The following is a 20,781-nucleotide window of genomic DNA, read 5'->3' as shown; positions in this document are numbered from 1 at the left end:
CGGTCGCGCCGGCCGTGCCCGCGCCGCCGCGCTGCGCGCGCGCCTCGAACGGCCCGAGCTGGAAGATTAACGTTTGCGCGGGACGCGTCAGAACGGCGTATGGAAACTGCAGCTCCCACGACATCAGCACGCGGCCGGCCGACGTTTCGGTGAAGATCGCCGGCACATGCTTCATGTCGCTGAACTGCACGTAGATCCGCGCGCCGTCGTCGAACACCTGGGTCGGTTTCGCCTGGTCCGCGCCGGTGACCGTCCATCCGAAGTTGTACGCGCCGGCGGGGCCGGCCGGGCCGCCCGGCGGCGGGGCGGGTATGGCAGCAGGCGATGCGATGGTGCGCGGGCGCGTCACCTGCGGCGCCGGTGCGCTCAGGCTCGCGAACGGGTTGTACGCCTGTTGCGGCGGCGTGAAGGACGGCGGAAGGATGGGCATGGGAGTATCCGGCGAATCCGGCATGGTCCGGATTGCATCATAGACCTTGCGTGCATACACGAGGCGCTTGTCGGGCGACGCGGAGTTGTATGCGCCGATCGCGTTCCAGTTCGGGCCGAGCTGGCGGATGTTCTGCGACAGGATCCACGCGCCGACATACGCGTTGGTGCACGCATCGAACAGGCTCTGCTGCGTGATGCCTTCGCGCGCGAGCGTCGGCAGCCACGTGCTGTTGATCTGCATCAGGCCGATGTCGACCGTGCCGTTCGTGTTGGTATTGACGGCATTCGGATTCATGCCCGATTCGACCTGCGCGATGCCGCGCAGCAGGCTGACGCTCACGTGCTGGAACGCGGCCGCGTCGTCGAGACAGTCGGCCCGCGCGACGCCGTGCAACGCGGCCGACATCGCGAGCGTCGAGGCGATTTTCAGCGTTTCACGGCTGAGCGAACGGGCTGTCTGACACGGCATGGCAGGATGGGGCGGGATCCGGCCGCCCGATGCAAGGAAATTACGCAGACGCGAAGTGTGCCATAGCGCGCAGACAAATGGCTCGCGTCAAACTTTCCTTTGCATTTGCGCACGCGCGGGACCGGCGGCGCGACGCCGCGGATCGGTAAAAATGGCCGCCCGTCGGGCGAAAACCATCGAGGCGATCTCTGCTGCGAAGCAATGCGCGGCATCGTTGCGGCAGCGGCATCACGCGGGCTGGGACGCGAGTCAGCGCGGCTGCGCGTGGCTCGGCATCGGCGACGAGCGGGGCGGGCTCCGCTCGACCCGGACGCGCAGCCGTCCGCGATCGACCCGCGCGATCGCGGCCGAAGCCGCGACGCGTTGCCGATGAACGCGGCGGCCGGCGTGCGCGGCCGGCCGTGCCGGATCAGAAGCGGTGACGCAGGCCGAGATTGACGATCGTCTGCGAGCTGGTGCCCGCATAACCGTACGAGCCGATCGACGCCTGCGCGGCCATCGTGCCGCCGTAACCGTCGCCGGTCTGGCCGCTCGCGTGCTGGTACGCGGCGGTCAGGTACACGTCGGTGCGCTTCGACAGGCTGTAGTCCGCGCCGGCCGACACCTGGTGATAGGTCGCCGACGTGTCGCCGCCCGAGCGCGTGTAGCTGTAGCCGACGCCGACCAGCAGCGCGTTGGTCGCCTGGTAGTTCACGAAGCCCTGCCCGGTGTTGTAGTGCTCGTTCGAGCCGAACACCGAGCTGGCGTCGCGCCGGTACTGCGCGTTGCTGTAGCCGAGGCCGAACGTGAACGGGCCGGCGACGTACTGGCCGGCGACGCGCGCGATGCCGATCGAGTGCGCGCTCGCGTAGCCGTTGTTGATCGGCCCGTCGAAGGTGCCGTCCGATGAACTGGTCCAGCCGTCGCGCAGGCCGTTCGACGCGGGGCTGTTGGTCGCGTGGAAGTAGCCGCCGGCGACGCTCAGCGGACCGTTGCTGTACGACACGGCCGCCGAATACGACTGCGCCGAGCCGGTGCTGCCGGCGATGCCGCCGAACGAGTACATCGCCGAGAACTGCAGGCCCGAGATCAGCGGCGACGTGTACTTCACCGCGTTGTCGACGCGGAAGCTGTTGTCGTAGTTGTCGACGTCGCCCGGCGTCGCGAACACGCTGCCGAGATAGTTGTCGGCGGTGATGCCCTGCACGAGGTCGACCAGCGGATCGTACTGGCGGCCGAGCGTGACCGTGCCGAAGCGCTCGCTCGTCAGGCCGACGAACGCCTGCCGGCCGAACATCCGGCCGCTCTGGCCGAGGCGCCCGTTGCTCGGGTCGAAGCCGTTCTCGAGCTGGAACAGCGCCTTCAGGCCGCCGCCGAGGTCCTCGGTGCCCTTGACGCCCCAGCGGCTGCCGGCGAGGTTGCCCGCGCTGCTGTTGCCGAGCAGCCACGCATTGTCCTTGCCCTGCGCATGATTCACATAAGTAATCGACGTATCGATCACGCCGTACAGCGTGACACTCGACTGCGCGTGCGCGACCGGCATCGCCGCGAGCGACGCGAGGGAAATCAGAGAGAGGCGGGTGAGTTTCATTTCATCTCCTTGCGCATGGCTTTATTCGTCAACCGGAATGGCAGGAGACTACAGACGCGCGCCGGAACGGCAAAAATGAAATTCTCTTTTGTTACATAAAGCAGACAGGAACGTTCTGCGGCAATCTCTGTTGAGGGATTTGAACTATTGCCAAATGCGTATCAATCGTTTTTTAAATCCGCTGTATCAATATTGAAAATTACCACTTTCGTTATAATTTCTTGAGATTTTCTGTTGAATTACATCGATGGCGGCATTGTCATCAATTCGTCAATGGATTATTGAATGAATTGAGTGCGCAACGATGTAGTGATTATGTTAAAGGCGCGGCGCCAGAGGCCTGCGTTCATCGAGCAGGGACGGGCAACCACGCTTCGACGCGGGCTCCGGTTGCCTATTTTTCAGGCACGCCGCGAGGTCGCGGTCGGGCGTCCGGACCGGGTTGGACGGGACGTCCGCATCGCGGCTGCCGCGTTCCGCGATGACGCCGTCGTTGCGCCGCGACGTATCTCGAAAGCTTGCGTCGACGTCCGGCCGACGCGACATCGAGGCGACGGTTGCCAGCTTATTTTTGTATATAATAATCATTCTCATTTACAAAATTGCTCGCGCCCGAGCGTCCGGAACCCGGCCATGTCTGCTGACAAGCTGTCCCTCCATCGAGAAATCGACGCCCTGTACGCCGGCCATCATGCGTGGCTGCGCGGCTGGCTGAGCCGCAAGCTCGGCTGCGCGCATCGCGCGGCCGATCTCGCGCACGACACGTTCATGCGGCTGCTCGCGCGCGACGAGCCGATCGGCGCCGACGAGCCGCGCGCATTCCTGACCACGGTCGCGCAGCGCGTACTGTTCAACCACTGGCGGCGCGAGCAGCTCGAGCGCGCGTATCTCGACGCACTGGCCCAGCGTCCCGAAGCGGTTGCGCCGTCGCCGGAGGAGCGGGCGGTGCTGCTCGAGACGCTGCTCGAGATCGACCGGTTGCTCGACGGCCTGCCGGTCGCCGCGAAGCGCGCGTTCCTGCTCGCGCAGCTCGACGGGCTCACGCAGGCCGAGATCGCGCGCGAACTCGGCGTGTCGCTCGCGACGGTCAAGCGTCATCTGGTGAAGGCCGGCGCGCAGTGTTTCTTCGCGATGGCGGCCTGAGCGATGGCGATGACGGGAGCCCCGGCGGTGGCGCCGCACATCGCGCGCCGCGCGGTCGAGTGGTGGGTCGACCTGCAGGCCGGCCGCACGGACGCCGCGTTCGCGGCCGCGCTCGCGCGCTGGCGCGCGGAAGACCCCGCGCACGATGCCGCGTGGCGCCATATCGAAACGATGCAGGGCCGCTTCGGCCAGCTCGCGGCCGGACTCGACACGCAGGCCGCGCGCGCCGCGCTGCTGCCGCCGCGTTCGGGCCGCCGTCGCAGCGCCGTGAAGACGCTGGCCGTGCTGCTGTTCGCGGGCGGCGCCGCGTGGATGGCCGATCCCGCGCGCCGCTGGGCGATCCTGCAGGCGGACCTGCGCACCGCGGTCGGCGAGCGGCGCACGGTGACGCTCGCGGATCGCACGGTCGTCGTGCTCGACACCGATACCGCGCTCGACGTGCGCTTCGACGCGGCCGCGCGCCGCCTGCGCCTGCTGCGCGGCACGATCATGGTGACGAGCGGTCACGACGACCCTGCGCGCGTGCGGCCGCTGCTGGTCGCGACCGGGCAGGGCGAGCTGCGGCCGCTCGGCACGCGCTTCGCGGTGCGGCAACGCGACGGCGCGACGCGCGTCGAGGTGTTCGCGGGCACGGTGCGCGTGCAGCCGGCGAACGCGGCCGCCGGCGCGCGCGTGGTCGCGGCCGGCGACGGCGCCGATTTCACGCGCGACGCGATCGCTGCGTCGGCGCCGCTCGACGCGTATGCGTCCGCGTGGACGACCGGGATGCTCGTCGCATCGCGGATGCGCATGGCGGACCTCGTCGCCGAGCTCGACCGCTACCGCAGCGGCCGCCTGCGCTGCGATCCCGCCGTCGCCGACCTGCGCGTGTCGGGCACCTATCCGCTCGACGATCCCGAGCGCGTGCTCGATACGCTGAAGGCGACCCTGCCGATCGACGTCGAGTACGTGACGCGCTACTGGGCGACGGTCGTGCCGGTCCGTTCGTGATCCTGCCGAAATTTTTTTCGCCGACCTGAGCTGTTTTCCGATGTTCGCGTGACATGGGTAGTGAAAGCAGCACTCGCCCATCGTCCACCGACACCCCGATCATGGTTTCCATCCGTCTTGCATATCGGCGCCGTCCGGCGCCCGTCCGGCCGCTGCCGCGCACCTCGCGCGCCGCGGCCGTCGCCCCGAACCGCTTCGCCCGCCGGCTGGCCGGCGCCGTGCTGGTATCGGCACTGCTGCCGTTGCCCGCGCTGGCCGATACCGACGCCGACGCGTCGCCCGCCGCACAGCGCGCGCCGCGTCGCAGCTTCGACATCCCGGCCGGCCCGCTCGAAGGGGCGCTCAACCGCTTCGGGCGCGACGCGGGCATTCTGCTCGCGTTCCCGGCCGAGCTGACGGCCGGCCTGACGAGCGGCGGCGTGCACGGCCGGTTCGACGTCGACGGCGCGCTCGACCGGCTGCTGGCCGGCACGGGGCTCGTTGCGCTGCGACAGCCGGGCGGCGGCTACACGCTGATGCGCGCGAACGGGTCGGCCGCGCCGCCCGCGGCGACCGGCGCGGCGGGCGGGACCGAACTGCCGACCATCGCCGTGCGCAGCAGCGCGCTGCGCGCCGAAAGCTACCGGCCGCCGAAGGAAGCGGGCGTGTTGCGCGCGGAGACGCCGCTGCTCGACACCGCGCAGGCCGTCACCGTCGTGCCCGCGCAGGTGCTGCGCGACCAGCGCCCGCGCAATCTCGACGATGCGCTCGGCAACGTCAGCGGCATCACGCAGGGCAACACGCTCGCGGGCACGCAGGACACGATCATGAAGCGCGGCTTCGGCGACAACCGCGACGGCTCGATCATGCACAACGGGATGCCGGTCGTGCAGGGACGTTCGTTCAACGCGGCGACCGACAGCGTCGAGGTGCTGAAGGGGCCGACGGCGCTGCTGTACGGGCTGATGGACCCGGGCGGCGTCGTCAACGTCGTCGGCAAGCAGCCGCAGCTCACGCGCTACAACGCGGTGTCGCTGGGCGCATCGACGTTCGGGCACGGGAAGAACGGCGGCAGCGCGACGTTCGACTCGACGGGCCCGATCGGCGATTCGCGGCTCGCGTACCGGCTGATCGTCGATCAGTCGAACGAGCAGTACTGGCGCAATTTCGGCGAATACCGGCAGACCTTCGTCGCGCCGTCGCTCGCATGGTACGGCCGCGACACGCAGGTGGTGGTGTCGTACGAGTACCGGAAATTCCACTCGCCGTTCGACCGTGGCACCGCGCTCGACCCGCGCACCAACGCGCCGCTCGACATTCCCGCGCGGCGGCGCATCGACGAGCCGTTCAACAACATGGACGGCGAATCGCATCTCGCACAGCTGAGCGTCGATCACCAGTTCGACGCGGACTGGAGCGCGCATGTCGGCTACAGCTACAACCGCGAGACCTACGATGCGAACCAGCTGCGCACGACCGGCGTCGATCCGGCGACGGGCACGCTGTCGCGCAGCAACGACGCGACGCACGGCTCGCTGAGCACCGACAGCTACGGGATCGGCTACGTGAACGGCAAGCTGACGCTCGCGGGGATGCGGCACGACGTGCAGGTCGGTTTCGACACCGAGTACCGCCGCATCTACCGCAAGGACATGCTGCGGCAGGCCGTGAACACGACGTTCAGCTATGTCGATCCGGTATACGGGCTGCTGTCGCCGTCGAGCACGGTGTCCGCGAGCGACAGCGACCAGACCGACACGCTGCACGATGCGTCCGCGTTCGTGCAGGACACGATTCACCTGACCGACAAGTGGATCGTGTCGGGCGGCGTGCGCTACATCACCTACAACCAGGTCGCGGGGCGCGGCCGGCCGTTCAAGGCGAACACCGACCTGAGCGGCTCGAAGTGGCTGCCGCGCGCGGGCGTCGTCTACAAGTGGACCGACACGTTCTCGCTGTACGGCAGCTATTCGCAGTCGCTGAAGCCGTCGTCGTCGATCGCGCCGCTGGCGTCCGGCTACGTGATCGACGCCGCGACGCCGCCCGAGGAGGCGACCGCATGGGAAGTGGGCGGCAAGCTCGACTTGCCGGGCGGCATCACGGGTTCGCTCGCGCTGTTCAACATCGACAAGAAGAACGTGCTCGTGTCGCAGTACAACGACGCGACGAAGCTGACCGACTGGCGCACGTCGGGCAAGGCGCGCTCGCGCGGGATCGAGCTCGACGTGTCGGGCAAGCTCGGCGAGCGCGTGAACGTGATCGCGAGCTATGCGTACATCGACGCGAAGACCGTCGACGATCCGCTCTACGCGGGCAACTGGCTGTGGAACGTCGCACGCCATACGGCGTCGCTCGCGGCCGTCTACGACGTCGGCCCGCTCGCGGGCGGCGACGACCTGCGCATCGGCGCGGCCACGCGCTACGTCGGCGCGCGGCCCGGCGATTCGGCGAACAGCTTCACGCTGCCGTCGTACGTGCTCGCCGACGCGTTCGCGACCTACGACACGCGGATCGGCAAGCAGAAGCTGTCGTTCCAGCTCAACGTGAAGAACCTGTTCAACCGCACGTACTACCCGTCGAGCGCGAACCGCTATTTCGTCGCGATCGGCGATGCGCGACAGGTGTCGCTGCTCACCACGCTGCAGTTCTGAGCACACCTTCGGAGAACATACCGATGAACCGGAAGATGAAAACCGGCGGCGCGCGGCGCCGCACGCTGCGTGCGATCGCAGGCTCCGCGCTGGCGCTGGCCGCAGGTTTGGGTGTCGGCGTGCCCGCGCCCGCAGTCGCGGCCGATGCGCCGGCCGCCGTCACGCGCATCGCGATGCTCGTGCAGCTGCGCGGCCCGAACCTGAAGATCGACGAACAGGTCGTGCGGCATCTCGGCGAGCGCGGCTACGCGGTGCGCCTGATCGACGAGAACGCGACGCCCGATGCGGCGCGCGACGCCGACCTGGTCGTGATCTCGTCGACCGTGTCGTCGAAGAACGTGCGGCCCGGCTGGCGCACGCTCGACAAGCCGCTCGTCACGTGGGAGAACGACCTGCTCGACGACCTGGCGATGACGGGCAAGCGGCACGATGTCGATTTCGGCGAAACCGGCAAGGAGCGCTATCTGTGGCTCGTCAACGCACCGCATCCGGTCGCGGCCGGGCTGCCGGCCGGCGTGACCGACGTGTACGGCAAACAGGCGCCGATGAGCTGGGGCAAGCCGGGACTCGGCGCGACGACGATCGCGACCGTGTACGGGCAGCCCGACAAGGCCGCGATTTTCGCGTACGAGAAGGGCGCGACGATGGACTACGAAGCGCTCGCGCCCGCGCGCCGCGTGATGTTCTTCCTCGACAACGACACGTTCGTCAACCTGTCGCCGGCCGGGCTCGCGCTGTTCGACGCGGCGATCGACTGGGCGGCGGGGCGTCGCTGATCCGCGTGCCGCGCGTCAGTCGCCGCGCGCGGCGAACACGTCGCCGAAGACCGGCATCGCCGAGAACGCGCTCGGCCAGCCGGCGTGAAACGCGAGTTGCGTGAGTGCCTCGGCAGCCTGTTCGCGCGTGAGGCCGTTGTCCATCGCGCGGTTCAGGTGATACGGAATCTGCGCGGTCTGGCCGTTCGCGACCAGCGCGCTGACGGTCACGAGGCTGCGCTCGCGCGGCGCGAGGCCGGCGCGCAGCCACAGGTCGCGGAACAGCAGCGCGGTCGTGTAGTGCAGCACGCCGGGCGCCACGTGGCCGAAGTGCTGCGCGACGACGGCTTCGCGTTGCGCCTCGGCCGCTTCGTCGAGCGGCAGCGGCAGGTCCGTCTCCGGATCGAGCTGCGCCGGATCGATGCCGCGTGCGTCGAACACCGGCTTCGCGGCGACCACGGCCGCCATCGCGTTGCCCCATCCCGCATAGAACGCGAGATGCGTGACGATTTCGGCGATCTCGCGCGGCGCGACGCCGTGATCGAGCGCGAGATTCAGCTGCCGCGGCAGCTCGGCCGTCTGGTTGCGCGCGATCAGCGCGGATACCGTGACGATGCTGCGATCGCGCGGCGACAGGCCGGCGCGCTGCCACAGATCGTGCATCAGCAGGCCGCTCGCGTAATCCGCGAGCGCGGGTGCGACGGCGCGCAGGTCGGCGAGCGACGGCGGGTTGGCGGTGGCGGAACGGGGCGTGACAGGCGGTGTATTCATCGATGTGCAGGCTGACAGCAGCAGGGAAAGCGGCAGGACGTCCGCGGCAATCCGGTTCATGCGCGGCTCCGGTTCGTCGGGTTTCGCGAGCGACGCGCAATGCGAACCGCGATTGTCGGCCGAAGTGCCGCGCCGATCGATCCCCGCCGTTCGCATACGCTTATGAAGCGCATTCATGAATGACGGCGCTGCGCCGGGGCGGTCACGCCGGCGTCGATTGAGTGCGAGAATGCGGATCGCTGCCGCGCGCATCCTGCGCCGGCACGCCTCGCATCGTTCTCGAAGGAATCCGCATGGACAGTCACATCGCGCCGGTGGCGCTCGAAAAAGCCTACCGCCTGCTCAACCATGGCCCGACGGTGCTCGTGTCGGCCCGTCACGACGGCGTCGACAACGTGATGGCCGCCGCTTGGGCGTGCGCGCTGGATTTCATGCCGCCGAAGCTGACCGTCGTGCTCGACAAGTCCGCGAAGACGCGCGAGCTCGTCGAGCGCAGCGGCCGGTTCGTGATCCAGGTGCCGACCGCCGCGCAGCTGCGGCTCACGCACGCGGTCGGCACCCACAGCCTCGCGGAGCGGCCCGACAAGCTGCGCGACGCGGGCGTCGAGCTGTTCGACGTCGCGGGCCACGACCTGCCGTTCGTCGCCGGCTGCTCCGGCTGGCTCGCATGCCGGCTGATCCCGGAGCCGCACAACCAGCAGGCCTACGACCTGTTCATCGGCGAAGTGGTCGGCGCATGGTCCGACACGCGCGTGTTTCGCGATGGCCACTGGTATTTCGAGTCTGCCGATCCCGCGCTGCGCAGCCTGCACTACATCGCGGGCGGCAATTTCTATGCGATCGGCGAGTCGCTGACGGTCGACACGGGCAAGCCGGACGCGCAATAAACGACGGGAACGGCCGCGCGGCGAACGCATCACGCGGCGCGCCGCCGGCCGCGCCGCTCACGTGCGCCGCAATTGCGCCAGCATCGATTCGACGAACGCGTGCGCGACGCGCGGCAGCGTGCGGCCGCGCTTGCAGACGAGCGCGATCGGCCGCACGAACGCGGCGTCGTCGATCGGCTTCGCGACCAGCTCCGGCTCCGCACGCACCTCGCGCGCCGTCGCGGGCAGGATCGTCACGCCGAGGCCGCCGCGCACCATCGCGACGGCCGTCATCATGTAGGTCGGCTCGCACGCGATGTCGGGCGCGCAGCCGGCCGCGTCGAGCGCCGCATCGACGACGCTGCGCACGCTCGTGCCGCGCGCGGTCAGCACGAGCGGCACGCCGGCGAGGTCGGCGGTCGTCACGCGGCGCTTGCGCGCGAGCGGATGGTGCTTCGGGCACACGGCGACGAGCCGGTCGGCACCCGTGTACAGCACCTCCAGCGACGGGTCGAACGCATCGCCGCCGGTCAGCCCGAGATCGGCTTCCTCGTTGCGCACCAGCGCGGTGACGAGGCTCGCGACGCCGTCGCGGATCTCGAAGCGCGCGCGCGGCACGTCGCGCCGGAACGACTGGATCAGTTCGGGCAGCACGCTCGACGCGAAAGTCGGCAGGCACGCGAGCCGCACCGTGCCGCTCGCGCCTTCGCCAAGCGCGCGCGCATCGCGCAGCACGCGCTCCATGTCGTCGAGCGAGCGCTGCAGCAGCGGCAGCAGTTCGCGCCCGGTCTGCGTCAGCGCGACGCTGCGGCTGTTGCGGTCGAACAGCCGCGCGCCGACGATTTCCTCGAGCCGCCGGATCTGCACGGTCAGCGCGGGCTGCGACAGGTGCAGGCGCGCGGCCGCGCGCGTGAAGTTGCCGGCCTGCGCGACCGTGACGAACGCGCGAATGTCGCGAAGATTCAGATCCATAACGGTTCGTGATTGCTGCGATCAAATCATTTCAATTGTGCTATCGCTGCGCCGACCTTACGCTCGTCTCCAACAAAAGACAAGGTAGGAGACACCGATGCTGCCGTTACTCGGGCTCGTCACGATCGTCGTGCTGCTTGCCGCGATCCTGTCGAAACGCATGTCGCCGCTGGTCGCGCTGATCGTCGTGCCGATCGCCGCGTCGCTGATCGGCGGGTTCGGGCTGCAGACCAGCAAGTTCGTCGTCGACGGGCTGAAGGGGCTCGCGCCCGTCGTCGCGATGTTCGTGTTCGCGATCCTCTATTTCGGCACGATCACCGACGCCGGCACGCTCGACCCGATCATCGACCGCATCCTGCGCGCGGTCGGCACGCGGCCGACGCGGATCGTGATGGGCACGACGCTGCTCGCGCTGCTGATCCACCTCGACGGCTCGGGCGCCGTCTGCTTCCTGGTGACGATCCCGGCCGTGCTGCCGCTCTACGACCGGCTGAAGATGGACCGGCGCGTGCTTGCCGCGGCCGTGTCGATGGCTGCCGGCATCAACTTCCTGCCGTGGACGGGGCCGATGATTCGTGCGTCGGCCTCGCTGCACCTGCCGGTGTCGGCGCTGTTCAACCCGCTGATTCCGGTGCAGGCGATCGGCCTCGTGTTCGTGTTCGGCGTCGCGTACTGGCTCGGACGGCGCGAGGAGAAGCGGCTCGGCCTGTCGCACGGCGACGCGTCGATTCCGCTGCCGAAGCGCGAGCTGACGCCCGACGAGCAGGCGCTGCGCCGGCCGCACCTGTTCTGGTTCAACCTCGTGCTGACGCTCGTCGTGCTCGGCACGATGGTCGTGATGGGCGAGAAGATTCCGCCGGCGATCATGTTCATGGTCGGGCTGTGCATCGCGCTGATGGTGAACTACCCGGACGTCGACATGCAAAGGAAGCGCATCGACGCGCATGCGCGCGCGGCGCTGATGATGGCCGGCATCCTGCTCGCGGCCGGCGTGTTTACCGGCATCATGCAGGGCAGCGGCATGCTGAAGGCGATGGCGCAGGCGGCGGTCGGCTTCGTGCCGCCGTCGATGGCCGGCCATATTCCGGTGGCGCTCGGCATTGCATCGATGCCGCTGAGCCTGCTGTTCGATCCGGACTCGTTCTATTTCGGCGTGCTGCCGGTGATCGCGGAGGTGGCCGGCCAGCTCGGCGTGCCGGCCGTGCACGTCGGGCAGGCGGCGTTGCTCGGCCAGATGACGACGGGCTTCCCGATCAGCCCGCTGACGCCCGCGACGTTCCTCGTCGTCGGCCTGTGCGGGATCGAGCTGGCCGAGCACCAGAAATTCACGTTCCCGCTGCTGTTCGGCGCATCGATCGTGATGACGATCGCCTGCGTCGCGCTGGGCATCTTTTGATCCGCATGGATCGCAATCGTTGACGAATGACGGGGCACACATGATCGCAACCCAACCCGCACGGCGCGTGCGCATCGGCGCGGGCGCCGGCTACTCGGGCGACCGCATCGAGCCTGCGGTCGAGCTGGCCGAGCACGGGCGGCTCGACTATCTCGTGTTCGAATGCCTGGCCGAGCGCACGATCGCGATCGCGCAGCAGGCGCGGCGCAAGGATCCGGCGCTCGGCTACGATCCGCTGCTCGACGCGCGGATGCGCGCGGTGCTGCCGGTCGCCGTGCCCAGGGGCGTGCGCATCGTGTCGAACATGGGCGCGGCCAACCCGCGCGCGGCCGCGCGGCGCACCGCGCAGATCGCGCGCGCGCTCGGCTTCGCGTCGCTGAAGGTCGCGGCGGTCGAAGGCGACGACGTGCTCGACGTCGTGCTGCGCGGCGCGTTCCGCTTCGAGGAGTCGGGCGACGAAGTCGCCGCGTATCGCGACCGCATCGTCGCCGCGAACGCGTATCTCGGCGCCGCGCCGCTCGTCGACGCGCTGGCGGCCGGCGCGGACGTCGTGCTGACCGGCCGCGTCGCCGATCCGTCGCTGTTCGCGGCGCCGCTGATCCACGCGTTCGGCTGGCGCATGGACGACTGGGACACGCTCGGGCAGGCGACGCTGGTCGGCCATCTGCTCGAATGCGCGGGGCAGGTGACGGGCGGATATTTCGCCGATCCCGGATACAAGGACGTGCCGAATCTCGCGCGGCTCGGGTTTCCGATCGGCGAGGTCGCGGCCGACGGCGCGGTCGTGATCACCAAGGTGCCGCACGCGGGCGGCCGCGTCAGTGCGGCGACCTGCAAGGAGCAGCTGCTGTACGAGATCCACGATCCGGGCCGCTATCTGCAGCCCGACGTCGTCGCGGATTTCACGCAGGCGGCCGTCGTGGAGGAGGCGCCGGACCGCGTGCGCGTGACGGGCGGGCGCGGCGCCGCACGGCCCGATACGCTGAAGGCGTCGGTCGCGTATGTCGACGGGCATATCGGCGAAGGGCAGATTTCGTACGGCGGCCCGGGCGCGCTCGCGCGGGCGCGGCTCGCGCTGGAGATCGTTCGCGAGCGGCTCGCGCTGACACGGGTGGCCGCGACCGAGTTGCGCTTCGACCTGATCGGCGTCGATTCGCTGTATGGCGAGACCGCATCGGCGGCGCGCGGCGAGCCGGCCGAGGTGCGCGTGCGGGTGGCCGGCCGCGCGGCGAGCGCCGACGAGGCGGCGCGCATCGGCAACGAGGTCGAGACGCTGTACACCAACGGGCCGGCCGGCGGCGGCGGCGCGTTCAAGTCGACCCGCGAGGTGATCGCGGTGCAGTCGGTGCTGTTGCCGCGCGACGCGGTGCAGCCGTCGTTTTCTTTCGTGGAGGCGTGATGAAGCTGCGTGAACTCGCGCATGCGCGCACGGGCGACAAGGGCAATACGCTGAACGTGTCGGTGATCTGCCGCGATCCGCGCCACTACGAGCATCTGCGCACGCATCTGGGCGCCGACGCCGTGAAGGCATGGCTCGCCGGCATCGTGCACGGCGACGTCGTGCGGTACGAACTGCCGGCGCTCGGCGCGTTCAACTTCGTGCTGCGCGATGCGCTCGGCGGCGGCGTCACACGCTCGCTCGCACTCGACGCGCACGGCAAGTCGGTCAGTTCGGCGCTGCTCGCGATCGATGTGCCGGACCCTGCGTAGGGATCCGATGCCGCCCGATCGCGACACGCGCCGTCACGGGATCAGCAACTCGCGTCGCCCGTCCGGATACTCGATGCGTTCGCCGTTTACGCGCAGCCGCTGATCCTTCCGGTAGTCGTACACCGCGCGCGCCGCGGCAAGCTGGTCGAAGTCGAGTTCGACCGCATGGCGGGATTCGACCGCGCCGGTTTCGAACAGCACGTTGCCGAACGGATCGACCGCGAGGCTGCCGCCCGCGAACACGACGTCGTGCGTGCTGTCGCCGACGCGGTTCGCGACGACCGCAAACACCTGGTTTTCCATCGCGCGCGCCGACACCGACGTGCGGTGCACGTAGCGGTAGGGCTCCATGTTGCCGTCGGTGACGAGGATCAGTTGCGCGCCGAGTTCGGCGAGCGCGCGGCCGCTTTCCGGAAACTCGCTGTCGTAGCAGATCAGCAGGCCGATCCGCACGCCGCGCCATTCGACGGTCGCGTAGCGGTCGCCGGGCAGCACGACGCCGCGCTCGGTCACCCACAGGTGGGTCTTGCGATAGCGCAGCGCGATGCCGTCCGGCGTGACGAACACGGTCGTGTTGTAGAAGCGGCCGCCGTCGTTCTCGATCAGGCCGACCACCACCGCAACATCGCGTTCGCGCGCGGCGGCCGCGACCGCCGTGACGCTCGGGCCGTCGAGCGGTTCCGCGCATGCGGCGAGGTTGGACGGATCGAGAAAGCCGGTGAGCTGCGCTTCCGGGAACATCACGATATCGGTGCCGGGCGCGCAGGCCGCGATCGCGTCCAGCACGCGTTGCAGGTTGTAGCGCGTGTCGCCGTCGCGACCCGCGAGCTGGACGATGTCGAGCTTCAGTTTCATGGGCGTTCCCTCGGTAGACAGCCGCCAGTATGCGCCGACCGGCCCGTTTTCCCATCCCGCCGACGCGTTAACCCGTCGGGGGTATGGCGCTCGCGGCCCGCGATCGGGGTGAGCGCGGATTGGTGCCGGCAGGCATATCGATCGTGCGAAAACCGGCCGCGCTTCGCGCGAGGACCTTCCGTTTCGCCGCCTCGCGTGTCACGCATCGGTCTGGGCCTTCAGGAACAGCGAAAACAGCTCCGACTGCGAGTTGATGCCGAGCTTGCCGTAGATGTTGCGCCGGTGCACCTTGACCGTTTCCGCCGAAATCGCCAGCTTGTGCGCGACTTCCTTGTTCGAGCGGCCACTCAGGATCAGCCGGATCACGTCGAGTTCGCGCGCGGTGAGCGGCGTGCCGAGGCGCGCCATCGCCTGTTCGAAGCGGTCCGGTCCGCCGGGCCGCTTCGGCGGCGCCGGTTGGTCCGGCGCGCGCTCGAACGCGAGGCGCTGCCGCATCAGCGCGGCCACCCACGGCCGCATCAGGTCGAGCAGCGCGACCGCCTCGGGGCCGAAGCGCCGCTTGCTGCCGAGCGACAGGCACAGCGTGCGCGCGTCGTCGAGCACGACGTTGTACTGCACTTCGTCCTCGACGACGTTGTGCGTGAAGTAGAGCGTGTAGTACTCGGTGTCGCGAAAGCACTCGGGCGCGACGTCGGACAGCCGGAACAGCCCGCTTTTCGGCGCGTCGCGGTTCGCGATGTAGAACGGGTCGAGCAGGTACAGGCCCTGCACGTAGTCGCGAAACAGCGGGTCGGGGCCGCCGCCTTCGTACGGGCATTCGGCGAACACGCGCGGGCGGCCGTCGCCGAACATCAGCGCGACCCAGCTGTCGATCGCGACGTATTCCTCGATCAGCCGGACCAGCGCCAGCCAGAAGCCCGGCTGGTCGAGCGACTCGATGAGCCGCCCGACCGACCGGTGCCATGCGACATCCTGCAAGCTCAGGTTCATGGGGGTGTTCGTGTCGGGCCGGATCCGGCGCGCTTGCGGTGCCGCGCGACGCGTCACACGTACAGATAACGGACCAGGTGGAAGAACACCGGCGCGGCGAAGCAGATCGAGTCGACGCGATCGAGCATCCCGCCGTGGCCGGCGATCATCGAGCCCCAGTCCTTCGTGCCGAGCGAGCGCTTGACGGCCGACAGCACGAGCCCGCCGACGAAGCCCGCGATCACGATCGCGAGCGAGATGCCGAACGCGGCGCCGAAGCTGAACGGCGTCACGCGATACAGCGACGCGCCGCACAGCGTCGCGAGCAGGCCGCCGCCGATGAAGCCCTCGACCGTCTTCGACGGCGACAGCCGCGGCGCGATCTTGCGCCGCCCGAACAGCTTGCCGACGACATACTGCAGCACGTCGCTGATCTGCACGACGAGCAGGAAGAAGAACAGCAGCAGCGCGTTCTGCCCGGTGTAGTGCGGGATGTCGAGGATCAGCACGGCCGGCGCATGGCTCAGCCCGTACACGCACACCATCAGCGCCCAGTTGATCTTCGCGTTGCGGCTCAGGAACTCGCGCGTGTCCTGCGTGAGCGCCGACACGAGCGACATCGCGAAGAACAGGTGCACCGGCACGAAGATCGAGTACATCCCGTACCAGTTGATCCCAAGCAGCAGGTATTGCACGGGAATCGCGATGAAGAACGCGATGAACAGCGTCGTGTGATCGCTCGCGGTGGTCGGCGTCAGCGTGATGAATTCGCGCAGCGTCAGATACGACAGCACCGCGAACACGAAATAGGTGACGTGGTTGCCGAGGCCGATCGCGATCACCATGATCGCGATCATCGCCCACCACGCGCGGATGCGCTGGTTCAGGTTGACGATCGTCGCGCTGGTGCCGCCGCTGCGCGCGCCGAGGATCGCGCCGATCACGGTCGCGACGACGAGCACGCCCGTGACGCCCGCGACCAGTTCCCAGAAGAGAGTTCGCATGTGGATATCCGAAGAGAAGAAGGGCGCGCCGCGCTCAGCCCGCAGGCCGCTGCGGCGCGAGCGCGACGATCGCGTCGCGCATCCGGGCGAGGAAGCTCGCCTTTTCCTCGTGGTCGCCCAGCTGTTCGTTCGCGCCGAAGTGCACCTTGCAGATCAGCGGCACGGGCCAGATCGCACCCTTCGGCATGATGCGCTGCAGGTTTTCGAGATAGACGGGTGCGAGCGCAACGTCCGGGAATTCGGTCGCGAGATGGAACAGCCCGCTCTTGAACGGCTGCGGCAGCACCTCGGCGCCGCGCGTGCCTTCGGGGAAGATGATGATCGAGTGGCCCTGGCGCAGTGCGTCGCGCACCGGGTCGAGCGGATCGCCGCCCGATTCGCGGTGGCGGTCGATCAGCACGACGTTCAGCAGCTTCTGCGCGATGTGCCGCTTCAGGTCGCCGCTGTCCCAGTAGTCGCGCGCGGCGACCGGCCGCACGACCGCGCGCACGTCGCGCGGCAGCGCCGCGAGGATCGCGAGCGTGTCGATATGGCTCGTATGGTTCGAGAAGTAGATTTTCTGCGTCGGCGACGGCGGCGCCTGATGCCAGACCGGGTATGCACCGGCGACGAGACGCACGATCGACAGCAGGAAATCGCGCTGCCAGACGTTCAGGATGTTCATCGGCGGCGCCCCTCCAGCTCGCATGCCCGGCCTGCCGCGCGGTCGCGGCGGACGGGATCCCGGTATGCCGGCGCCGCTGGATGCGCGCCGGACGGCCCATGTTTAAGTTTTTTCAAATTCGTGGCTGCCTGTCGCAAGTCCGCGATAATCGGACGGTTCGTCGGCGCACGCGATTGCGTGCGCGGCGAACTCGCCGGTCGGCGGCGGGGTGGTCGGCTGTTGCACGCGCGCCCGTTTGCAGTTCGAATGGATTGCGCTGCGCTCGGGCCAGCGGATTATCGCGAGTTTCCGCGAAAAACGCCAGATTGCCGCGCCGCTCGCGTGCTTGACGCATCGGGGCCGCTCGGCGACGATTATGTCCGTCCAATGAAGGTTGCCGATGGCCGTTTCGCCGCGCGGGGCATCGCGGCGGTTAATGCGTCCGGACGTGACGTGCGAATAAAACGATGAGCCTCTACGCACTCAAACCCAAATTCCAGAACCGTCTGCGGCCGTTCGCGGACTCCCTTGCCGAACGCGGCGTCACCGCCAACCAGGTCACGCTGTTCGCGGCCGGCGGCTCGATCGTCGTCGGTGCGCTCGCGGGGCTCGGCGTATTCGCCCGCGTGCTGTTCCTGCTGATTCCGCTGTGGTTGTTCGCGCGCATGGCGCTCAACGCGATCGACGGGATGCTCGCGCGCGAGCACGGGCAGAAGAGCACGCTCGGCGCGTATCTGAACGAACTCGGCGATATCGTGTCCGATGTCGCGCTGGTGCTGCCGTTTCTCGCGATTCCGGCATTCGCTCCGGCGGACGTCTGGCTGTTCGCGCTGACGGCGGTGATCGTCGAATGCGCGGGGCTGATCGGCCCGCTGGTCGGCGCGAGCCGCCGCTACGACGGCCCGTTCGGCAAGAGCGACCGCGCGCTGGCACTCGGCGCGTTCGCGCTGTGGATCGGCCTCGGTCTGCCGGTCGGCAGCGTCGCCGCGTGGCTGTGGCGGCTGCTGATCGTGCTGTCGATCGTGACCGTGGTGCGGCGCGTGCAGGCCGGCATCGCCGAGCAGGGCGGTTGACGCAGGATGCGCCGGAGGGCGGCGCAACATGATTCGAATAACGAAACGAGAGAGATCCAATGAACGCACGCATTGCCCGCGAGGCGGACTTCGCCACGCATGACGGCGAATCGCTGTTCTATCGTCACTGGCCCGCCACGGGCGCACGCTGCCGCGGCGCGATCGTGCTGCTGCACCGCGGCCACGAGCATTCGGCGCGCGTCGCGCACCTCGTCGACGAACTCGACCTGCCCGAATTCGCGTTCTTCGCGTGGGACGCGCGCGGCCACGGCCGTTCGCCCGGCGCGCGCGGCTACAGCCCGAGCGCGGCCGCATCGGTGCGCGACCTGCAGACCTTCGTCGAACATATCCGCGACACGTACGGCATCGCGATCGAAGACATCGCGGTGGTCGGCCAGAGCGTCGGCGCGGTGCTCGCGGCGGCCTGGGTGCACGACTACGCGCCGCCGATCCGCTGCCTCGTCGCCGCATCGCCGGCCTTCCACATCAAGCTCTATGTGCCGTTCGCGCGGCCGGGCCTGCGGCTGATGCACAAGCTGCGCGGGCTGTTCTACGTGAACAGCTACGTGAAGCCGAAATTCCTCACGCACGATCCCGAACGGATCGCGAGCTACGCGGCCGATCCGCTGATCACGCGGCCGATCGCGGTCAACATGCTGCTCGACCTGCACGACACCGCGCAGCGGATCGTCGCCGACGCGGCCGCGATCACGGTGCCGACGCAGCTGCTGATCTCGGGCGCCGACTGGGTCGTGCATCGCGGCCCGCAGGACCGTTTCTTCGAGCGGCTCGGGTCGGCGCGCAAGGAGCGCATCGTGCTGCCGGGCTTCTATCACGACACGCTCGGCGAACGCGATCGTGCGCAGGCGCTCGCGCCGCTGCGCGCGTTCGTGCTGCGCGAATTCGACGCGCCGAGCCCGCGCGTGTCGCTCGCCGACGCCGACCGGCGCGGCGCGTTCCACGACGAATACGCGGCGCTCGGCAAGCCGCCCGCGAATCCGTTCGCACGCGCGTACTGGGCGATCACGCGCGCGGGCCTGAAAGCGGGCGGCGCGCTGTCGGACGGCATCGCGCTCGGGCTGCGGCTCGGCTTCGATTCGGGCTCGACGCTCGACTACGTGTATCGCAACCAGGCGCAAGGGCGCTTCGGCATCGGCCGGCTGATCGACCGCACGTATCTCGATTCGCCGGGCTGGATCGGCATCCGCCAGCGCAAGCTCCATCTGCAGGAACTGATCGGCGCGGCGATCGGCCGGCTGCGCGGCCACGGCGAGCCGGTGCGGATCGTCGACATCGCCGCCGGGCACGGGCGCTACGTGCTCGACGCGATCGCGACGGCGGCCGAGCGCGACGGCGCGGCGCCCGACGACATCACGCTGCGCGACTACAGCCCGCCGAACGTCGAGGCCGGGCGCGTGCTGATCGCGCAGCGCGGCCTCGAGCCGATCGCGCGCTTCGAGCGCGGCGACGCGTTCGACGAGGCGTCGCTCGCGGCGCTCGAGCCGCGCCCGACGCTCGCGATCGTGTCGGGCCTGTACGAGCTGTTCGGCGAGAACGCGCTGATCGAGCGCTCGCTGCGCGGGCTCGCGCAATCGGTGCCGCCGGGCGGCTATCTGGTCTATACGGGGCAGCCGTGGCATCCGCAGCTCGAATTCATCGCGCGGGCGCTGAACAATCATCGCGGCGACGCGACCTGGGTGATGCGCCGCCGCTCGCAGGCCGAGATGGACGAGCTGGTCGCGCGCGCGGGCTTTCGCAAGCTCGACCAGCGGATCGACGAGATGGGCATCTTCACGGTGAGCATCGCGCAGCGGGTCGACGCGTCATGAGCGAACTCGGCGGCGACGCGCGCGGGCTGGCCGCGCCCGCGTCCGAGGCGTCGCTCGCGCTGCGCATCGGCTGGCTCGCGGCGATGGGCGCCGTGTTCTTCTCCACCTACGGGTTCGCGAACTGGCTCGCCGCGCGTCGCGCGGCGGTGCCGACCTTCGCGTTCGGCTGGGAGCACGCGATCCCGTTCGTGCCGTGGACGATCGTCCCGTACTGGTCGATCGACCTGCTGTATGCGCTGTCGTTCCTGTTCTGGACGCGCCGCGACGACTTGCTCGATCACGTGAAGCGGCTGCTGACCGTGCAGCTGGTGTCGGTCGCGTGCTTCATCGCGTGGCCGCTGCGCTTCGGCTTCGAGCGGCCCGACGCAGGCGGCGTCGCCGGCGCGCTATTCACGCTGCTGATGGGCTTCGACAAGCCGTACAACCAGGCGCCGTCGCTGCATATCGGGCTGCTCGTCGTGCTGTGGGCCGTCTATGCGCAGCATCTGCGCGGCACGCTGGCGCGCGGCGTGCTGCATCTGTGGTTCGCGGCGATCGGCGTGTCGGTGCTGACGACCTACCAGCATCATGCGATCGACGTGCCGACCGGCGCGGCGGTCGGTTGCCTCGCGCTGTTCCTGTTTCCGCTGCGCGATGCGGCGGGCCGCCTGCCGGACGCCGCTGCGGCGCCGGGCGCGGCCGGCCGCCGGCTCGCGCGCCGCTAT

At 69.1% G+C, this 20,781-nt stretch carries 20 protein-coding genes; 11 read left to right on the top strand and 9 right to left on the bottom strand.

What is annotated here, in order from left to right; genetic code table 11:
* From BST28156_RS32430 to BST28156_RS32420, 3 genes are all read right to left on the bottom strand, one after another.
* Positions 1-901, bottom strand: a 901-nt coding sequence (locus tag BST28156_RS32430) for a lytic transglycosylase domain-containing protein (protein ID WP_174904382.1), incomplete at its 3' end; no start/stop codon positions are given.
* 409 nt (positions 902-1,310) lie between these two features.
* A complete protein-coding gene (locus BST28156_RS32425; protein ID WP_174904381.1) occupies positions 1,311-2,471 on the bottom strand; it encodes a porin in 1,161 nt (386 codons plus the stop codon).
* Positions 2,472-2,789: 318 nt separating this feature from the next.
* Entirely contained in the window at positions 2,790-3,065 is a 276-nt protein-coding gene (locus BST28156_RS32420) for a hypothetical protein (protein WP_174904380.1), read from the bottom strand.
* A gap of 39 nt (positions 3,066-3,104) precedes the next feature.
* Between BST28156_RS32420 and BST28156_RS32415 the strand changes: the two genes are divergently transcribed.
* Genes BST28156_RS32415 through BST28156_RS32400 form a run of 4 tightly spaced genes read left to right on the top strand, consistent with a single transcriptional unit; the run spans position 3,105 to position 8,010 of the window.
* On the top strand, positions 3,105-3,614 hold the full coding sequence (locus BST28156_RS32415; RefSeq protein ID WP_174904379.1) for a sigma-70 family RNA polymerase sigma factor: 510 nt from the start codon (positions 3,105-3,107) through the stop codon (positions 3,612-3,614).
* A gap of 3 nt (positions 3,615-3,617) precedes the next feature.
* A complete protein-coding gene (locus tag BST28156_RS32410; protein ID WP_174904378.1) occupies positions 3,618-4,604 on the top strand; it encodes a FecR domain-containing protein in 987 nt (328 codons plus the stop codon).
* Between the two features lie 53 nt (positions 4,605-4,657).
* Positions 4,658-7,234 carry a TonB-dependent siderophore receptor gene (locus BST28156_RS32405; RefSeq protein WP_174904377.1) on the top strand — a complete coding sequence of 859 codons (2,577 nt, stop codon included), beginning with the start codon at positions 4,658-4,660 and terminating at the stop codon, positions 7,232-7,234.
* A gap of 23 nt (positions 7,235-7,257) precedes the next feature.
* The gene (locus BST28156_RS32400; RefSeq protein ID WP_060241993.1) at positions 7,258-8,010 is read left to right on the top strand and encodes a hypothetical protein; all 753 of its coding nucleotides are present in this window, start codon (positions 7,258-7,260) and stop codon (positions 8,008-8,010) included.
* Between the two features lie 15 nt (positions 8,011-8,025).
* Here the strand turns inward: BST28156_RS32400 and BST28156_RS32395 are convergent, their stop codons facing one another.
* Positions 8,026-8,820: a carboxymuconolactone decarboxylase family protein gene (locus tag BST28156_RS32395; protein WP_174904376.1), complete on the bottom strand. Its 795-nt coding sequence runs from the start codon at positions 8,818-8,820 to the stop codon at positions 8,026-8,028.
* Between the two features lie 233 nt (positions 8,821-9,053).
* On the opposite strand from BST28156_RS32395, the gene BST28156_RS32390 reads away from it, so the two are divergent.
* The gene (locus tag BST28156_RS32390; RefSeq protein ID WP_174904375.1) at positions 9,054-9,647 is read left to right on the top strand and encodes a flavin reductase family protein; all 594 of its coding nucleotides are present in this window, start codon (positions 9,054-9,056) and stop codon (positions 9,645-9,647) included.
* Positions 9,648-9,704: 57 nt separating this feature from the next.
* Here the strand turns inward: BST28156_RS32390 and BST28156_RS32385 are convergent, their stop codons facing one another.
* Positions 9,705-10,598, bottom strand: a complete 894-nt coding sequence (locus tag BST28156_RS32385; RefSeq protein WP_174904374.1) for a LysR family transcriptional regulator — start codon at positions 10,596-10,598, stop codon at positions 9,705-9,707.
* Positions 10,599-10,695: 97 nt separating this feature from the next.
* Between BST28156_RS32385 and BST28156_RS32380 the strand changes: the two genes are divergently transcribed.
* The 3 genes from BST28156_RS32380 to BST28156_RS32370 are packed head-to-tail and all read left to right on the top strand — an operon-like array spanning position 10,696 to position 13,704.
* Positions 10,696-11,994 (top strand): CitMHS family transporter, encoded by a 1,299-nt coding sequence (locus BST28156_RS32380; protein ID WP_060242000.1) that lies wholly within the window; start codon positions 10,696-10,698, stop codon positions 11,992-11,994.
* Positions 11,995-12,034: 40 nt separating this feature from the next.
* Entirely contained in the window at positions 12,035-13,393 is a 1,359-nt protein-coding gene (locus BST28156_RS32375; protein WP_174904373.1) for an acyclic terpene utilization AtuA family protein, read from the top strand.
* Positions 13,393-13,704: an AtuA-related protein gene (locus BST28156_RS32370; RefSeq protein ID WP_174904372.1), complete on the top strand. Its 312-nt coding sequence runs from the start codon at positions 13,393-13,395 to the stop codon at positions 13,702-13,704. The genes BST28156_RS32375 and BST28156_RS32370 overlap by 1 nt, the downstream gene beginning before the upstream one ends.
* Positions 13,705-13,737: 33 nt before the next feature.
* On the opposite strand, the gene BST28156_RS32365 is transcribed toward BST28156_RS32370, so the two are convergent.
* The 4 genes from BST28156_RS32365 to BST28156_RS32350 form a co-directional block, all read right to left on the bottom strand.
* Complete coding sequence (locus BST28156_RS32365; RefSeq protein WP_174904371.1) at positions 13,738-14,559, bottom strand: carbon-nitrogen hydrolase family protein; 822 nt, start codon at positions 14,557-14,559, stop codon at positions 13,738-13,740.
* Positions 14,560-14,757: 198 nt separating this feature from the next.
* Complete coding sequence (locus BST28156_RS32360; protein WP_174904370.1) at positions 14,758-15,549, bottom strand: response regulator transcription factor; 792 nt, start codon at positions 15,547-15,549, stop codon at positions 14,758-14,760.
* A gap of 53 nt (positions 15,550-15,602) precedes the next feature.
* Complete coding sequence (locus BST28156_RS32355) at positions 15,603-16,532, bottom strand: phosphatidate cytidylyltransferase (protein WP_060242009.1); 930 nt, start codon at positions 16,530-16,532, stop codon at positions 15,603-15,605.
* 34 nt (positions 16,533-16,566) lie between these two features.
* Positions 16,567-17,196, bottom strand: a complete 630-nt coding sequence (locus BST28156_RS32350; protein ID WP_060242012.1) for a lysophospholipid acyltransferase family protein — start codon at positions 17,194-17,196, stop codon at positions 16,567-16,569.
* 446 nt (positions 17,197-17,642) lie between these two features.
* Between BST28156_RS32350 and BST28156_RS32345 the strand changes: the two genes are divergently transcribed.
* From BST28156_RS32345 to BST28156_RS32335, 3 genes are all read left to right on the top strand, one after another.
* Entirely contained in the window at positions 17,643-18,248 is a 606-nt protein-coding gene (locus BST28156_RS32345) for a CDP-alcohol phosphatidyltransferase family protein (RefSeq protein WP_174904369.1), read from the top strand.
* A 59-nt stretch (positions 18,249-18,307) separates the two neighbouring features.
* Positions 18,308-20,077 (top strand): bifunctional alpha/beta hydrolase/class I SAM-dependent methyltransferase, encoded by a 1,770-nt coding sequence (locus BST28156_RS32340; protein WP_174904368.1) that lies wholly within the window; start codon positions 18,308-18,310, stop codon positions 20,075-20,077.
* A partial coding sequence (locus BST28156_RS32335) for a phosphatase PAP2 family protein (protein WP_174904367.1) occupies positions 20,074-20,781 on the top strand: 708 nt, incomplete at its 3' end. The genes BST28156_RS32340 and BST28156_RS32335, both read left to right, overlap by 4 nt.

The organism is Burkholderia pseudomultivorans, from assembly GCF_902499075.1.
GTDB classification, from domain to species: Bacteria; Pseudomonadota; Gammaproteobacteria; order Burkholderiales; family Burkholderiaceae; genus Burkholderia; species Burkholderia pseudomultivorans.
Note: the sequence above shows the minus strand (reverse complement) of the source record. Positions and strands in the feature narration are given on the sequence as shown.

Coding starts and splice junctions, on each gene's coding strand:
- BST28156_RS32400 (WP_060241993.1), top strand. CDS start 7,258: ATGAACCGGAAGATGAAAACCGGCGGCGCGCGGCGCCGCACGCTGCGT.
- BST28156_RS32350 (WP_060242012.1), bottom strand. CDS start 17,196: ATGAACATCCTGAACGTCTGGCAGCGCGATTTCCTGCTGTCGATCGTG.
- BST28156_RS32360 (WP_174904370.1), bottom strand. CDS start 15,549: ATGAACCTGAGCTTGCAGGATGTCGCATGGCACCGGTCGGTCGGGCGG.
- BST28156_RS32340 (WP_174904368.1), top strand. CDS start 18,308: ATGAACGCACGCATTGCCCGCGAGGCGGACTTCGCCACGCATGACGGC.
- BST28156_RS32385 (WP_174904374.1), bottom strand. CDS start 10,598: ATGGATCTGAATCTTCGCGACATTCGCGCGTTCGTCACGGTCGCGCAG.
- BST28156_RS32345 (WP_174904369.1), top strand. CDS start 17,643: ATGAGCCTCTACGCACTCAAACCCAAATTCCAGAACCGTCTGCGGCCG.
- BST28156_RS32410 (WP_174904378.1), top strand. CDS start 3,618: ATGGCGATGACGGGAGCCCCGGCGGTGGCGCCGCACATCGCGCGCCGC.
- BST28156_RS32380 (WP_060242000.1), top strand. CDS start 10,696: ATGCTGCCGTTACTCGGGCTCGTCACGATCGTCGTGCTGCTTGCCGCG.
- BST28156_RS32355 (WP_060242009.1), bottom strand. CDS start 16,532: ATGCGAACTCTCTTCTGGGAACTGGTCGCGGGCGTCACGGGCGTGCTC.
- BST28156_RS32415 (WP_174904379.1), top strand. CDS start 3,105: ATGTCTGCTGACAAGCTGTCCCTCCATCGAGAAATCGACGCCCTGTAC.
- BST28156_RS32390 (WP_174904375.1), top strand. CDS start 9,054: ATGGACAGTCACATCGCGCCGGTGGCGCTCGAAAAAGCCTACCGCCTG.
- BST28156_RS32420 (WP_174904380.1), bottom strand. CDS start 3,065: ATGAGAATGATTATTATATACAAAAATAAGCTGGCAACCGTCGCCTCG.
- BST28156_RS32365 (WP_174904371.1), bottom strand. CDS start 14,559: ATGAAACTGAAGCTCGACATCGTCCAGCTCGCGGGTCGCGACGGCGAC.
- BST28156_RS32395 (WP_174904376.1), bottom strand. CDS start 8,820: ATGAACCGGATTGCCGCGGACGTCCTGCCGCTTTCCCTGCTGCTGTCA.
- BST28156_RS32425 (WP_174904381.1), bottom strand. CDS start 2,471: ATGAAACTCACCCGCCTCTCTCTGATTTCCCTCGCGTCGCTCGCGGCG.
- BST28156_RS32405 (WP_174904377.1), top strand. CDS start 4,658: ATGGGTAGTGAAAGCAGCACTCGCCCATCGTCCACCGACACCCCGATC.
- BST28156_RS32370 (WP_174904372.1), top strand. CDS start 13,393: ATGAAGCTGCGTGAACTCGCGCATGCGCGCACGGGCGACAAGGGCAAT.
- BST28156_RS32375 (WP_174904373.1), top strand. CDS start 12,035: ATGATCGCAACCCAACCCGCACGGCGCGTGCGCATCGGCGCGGGCGCC.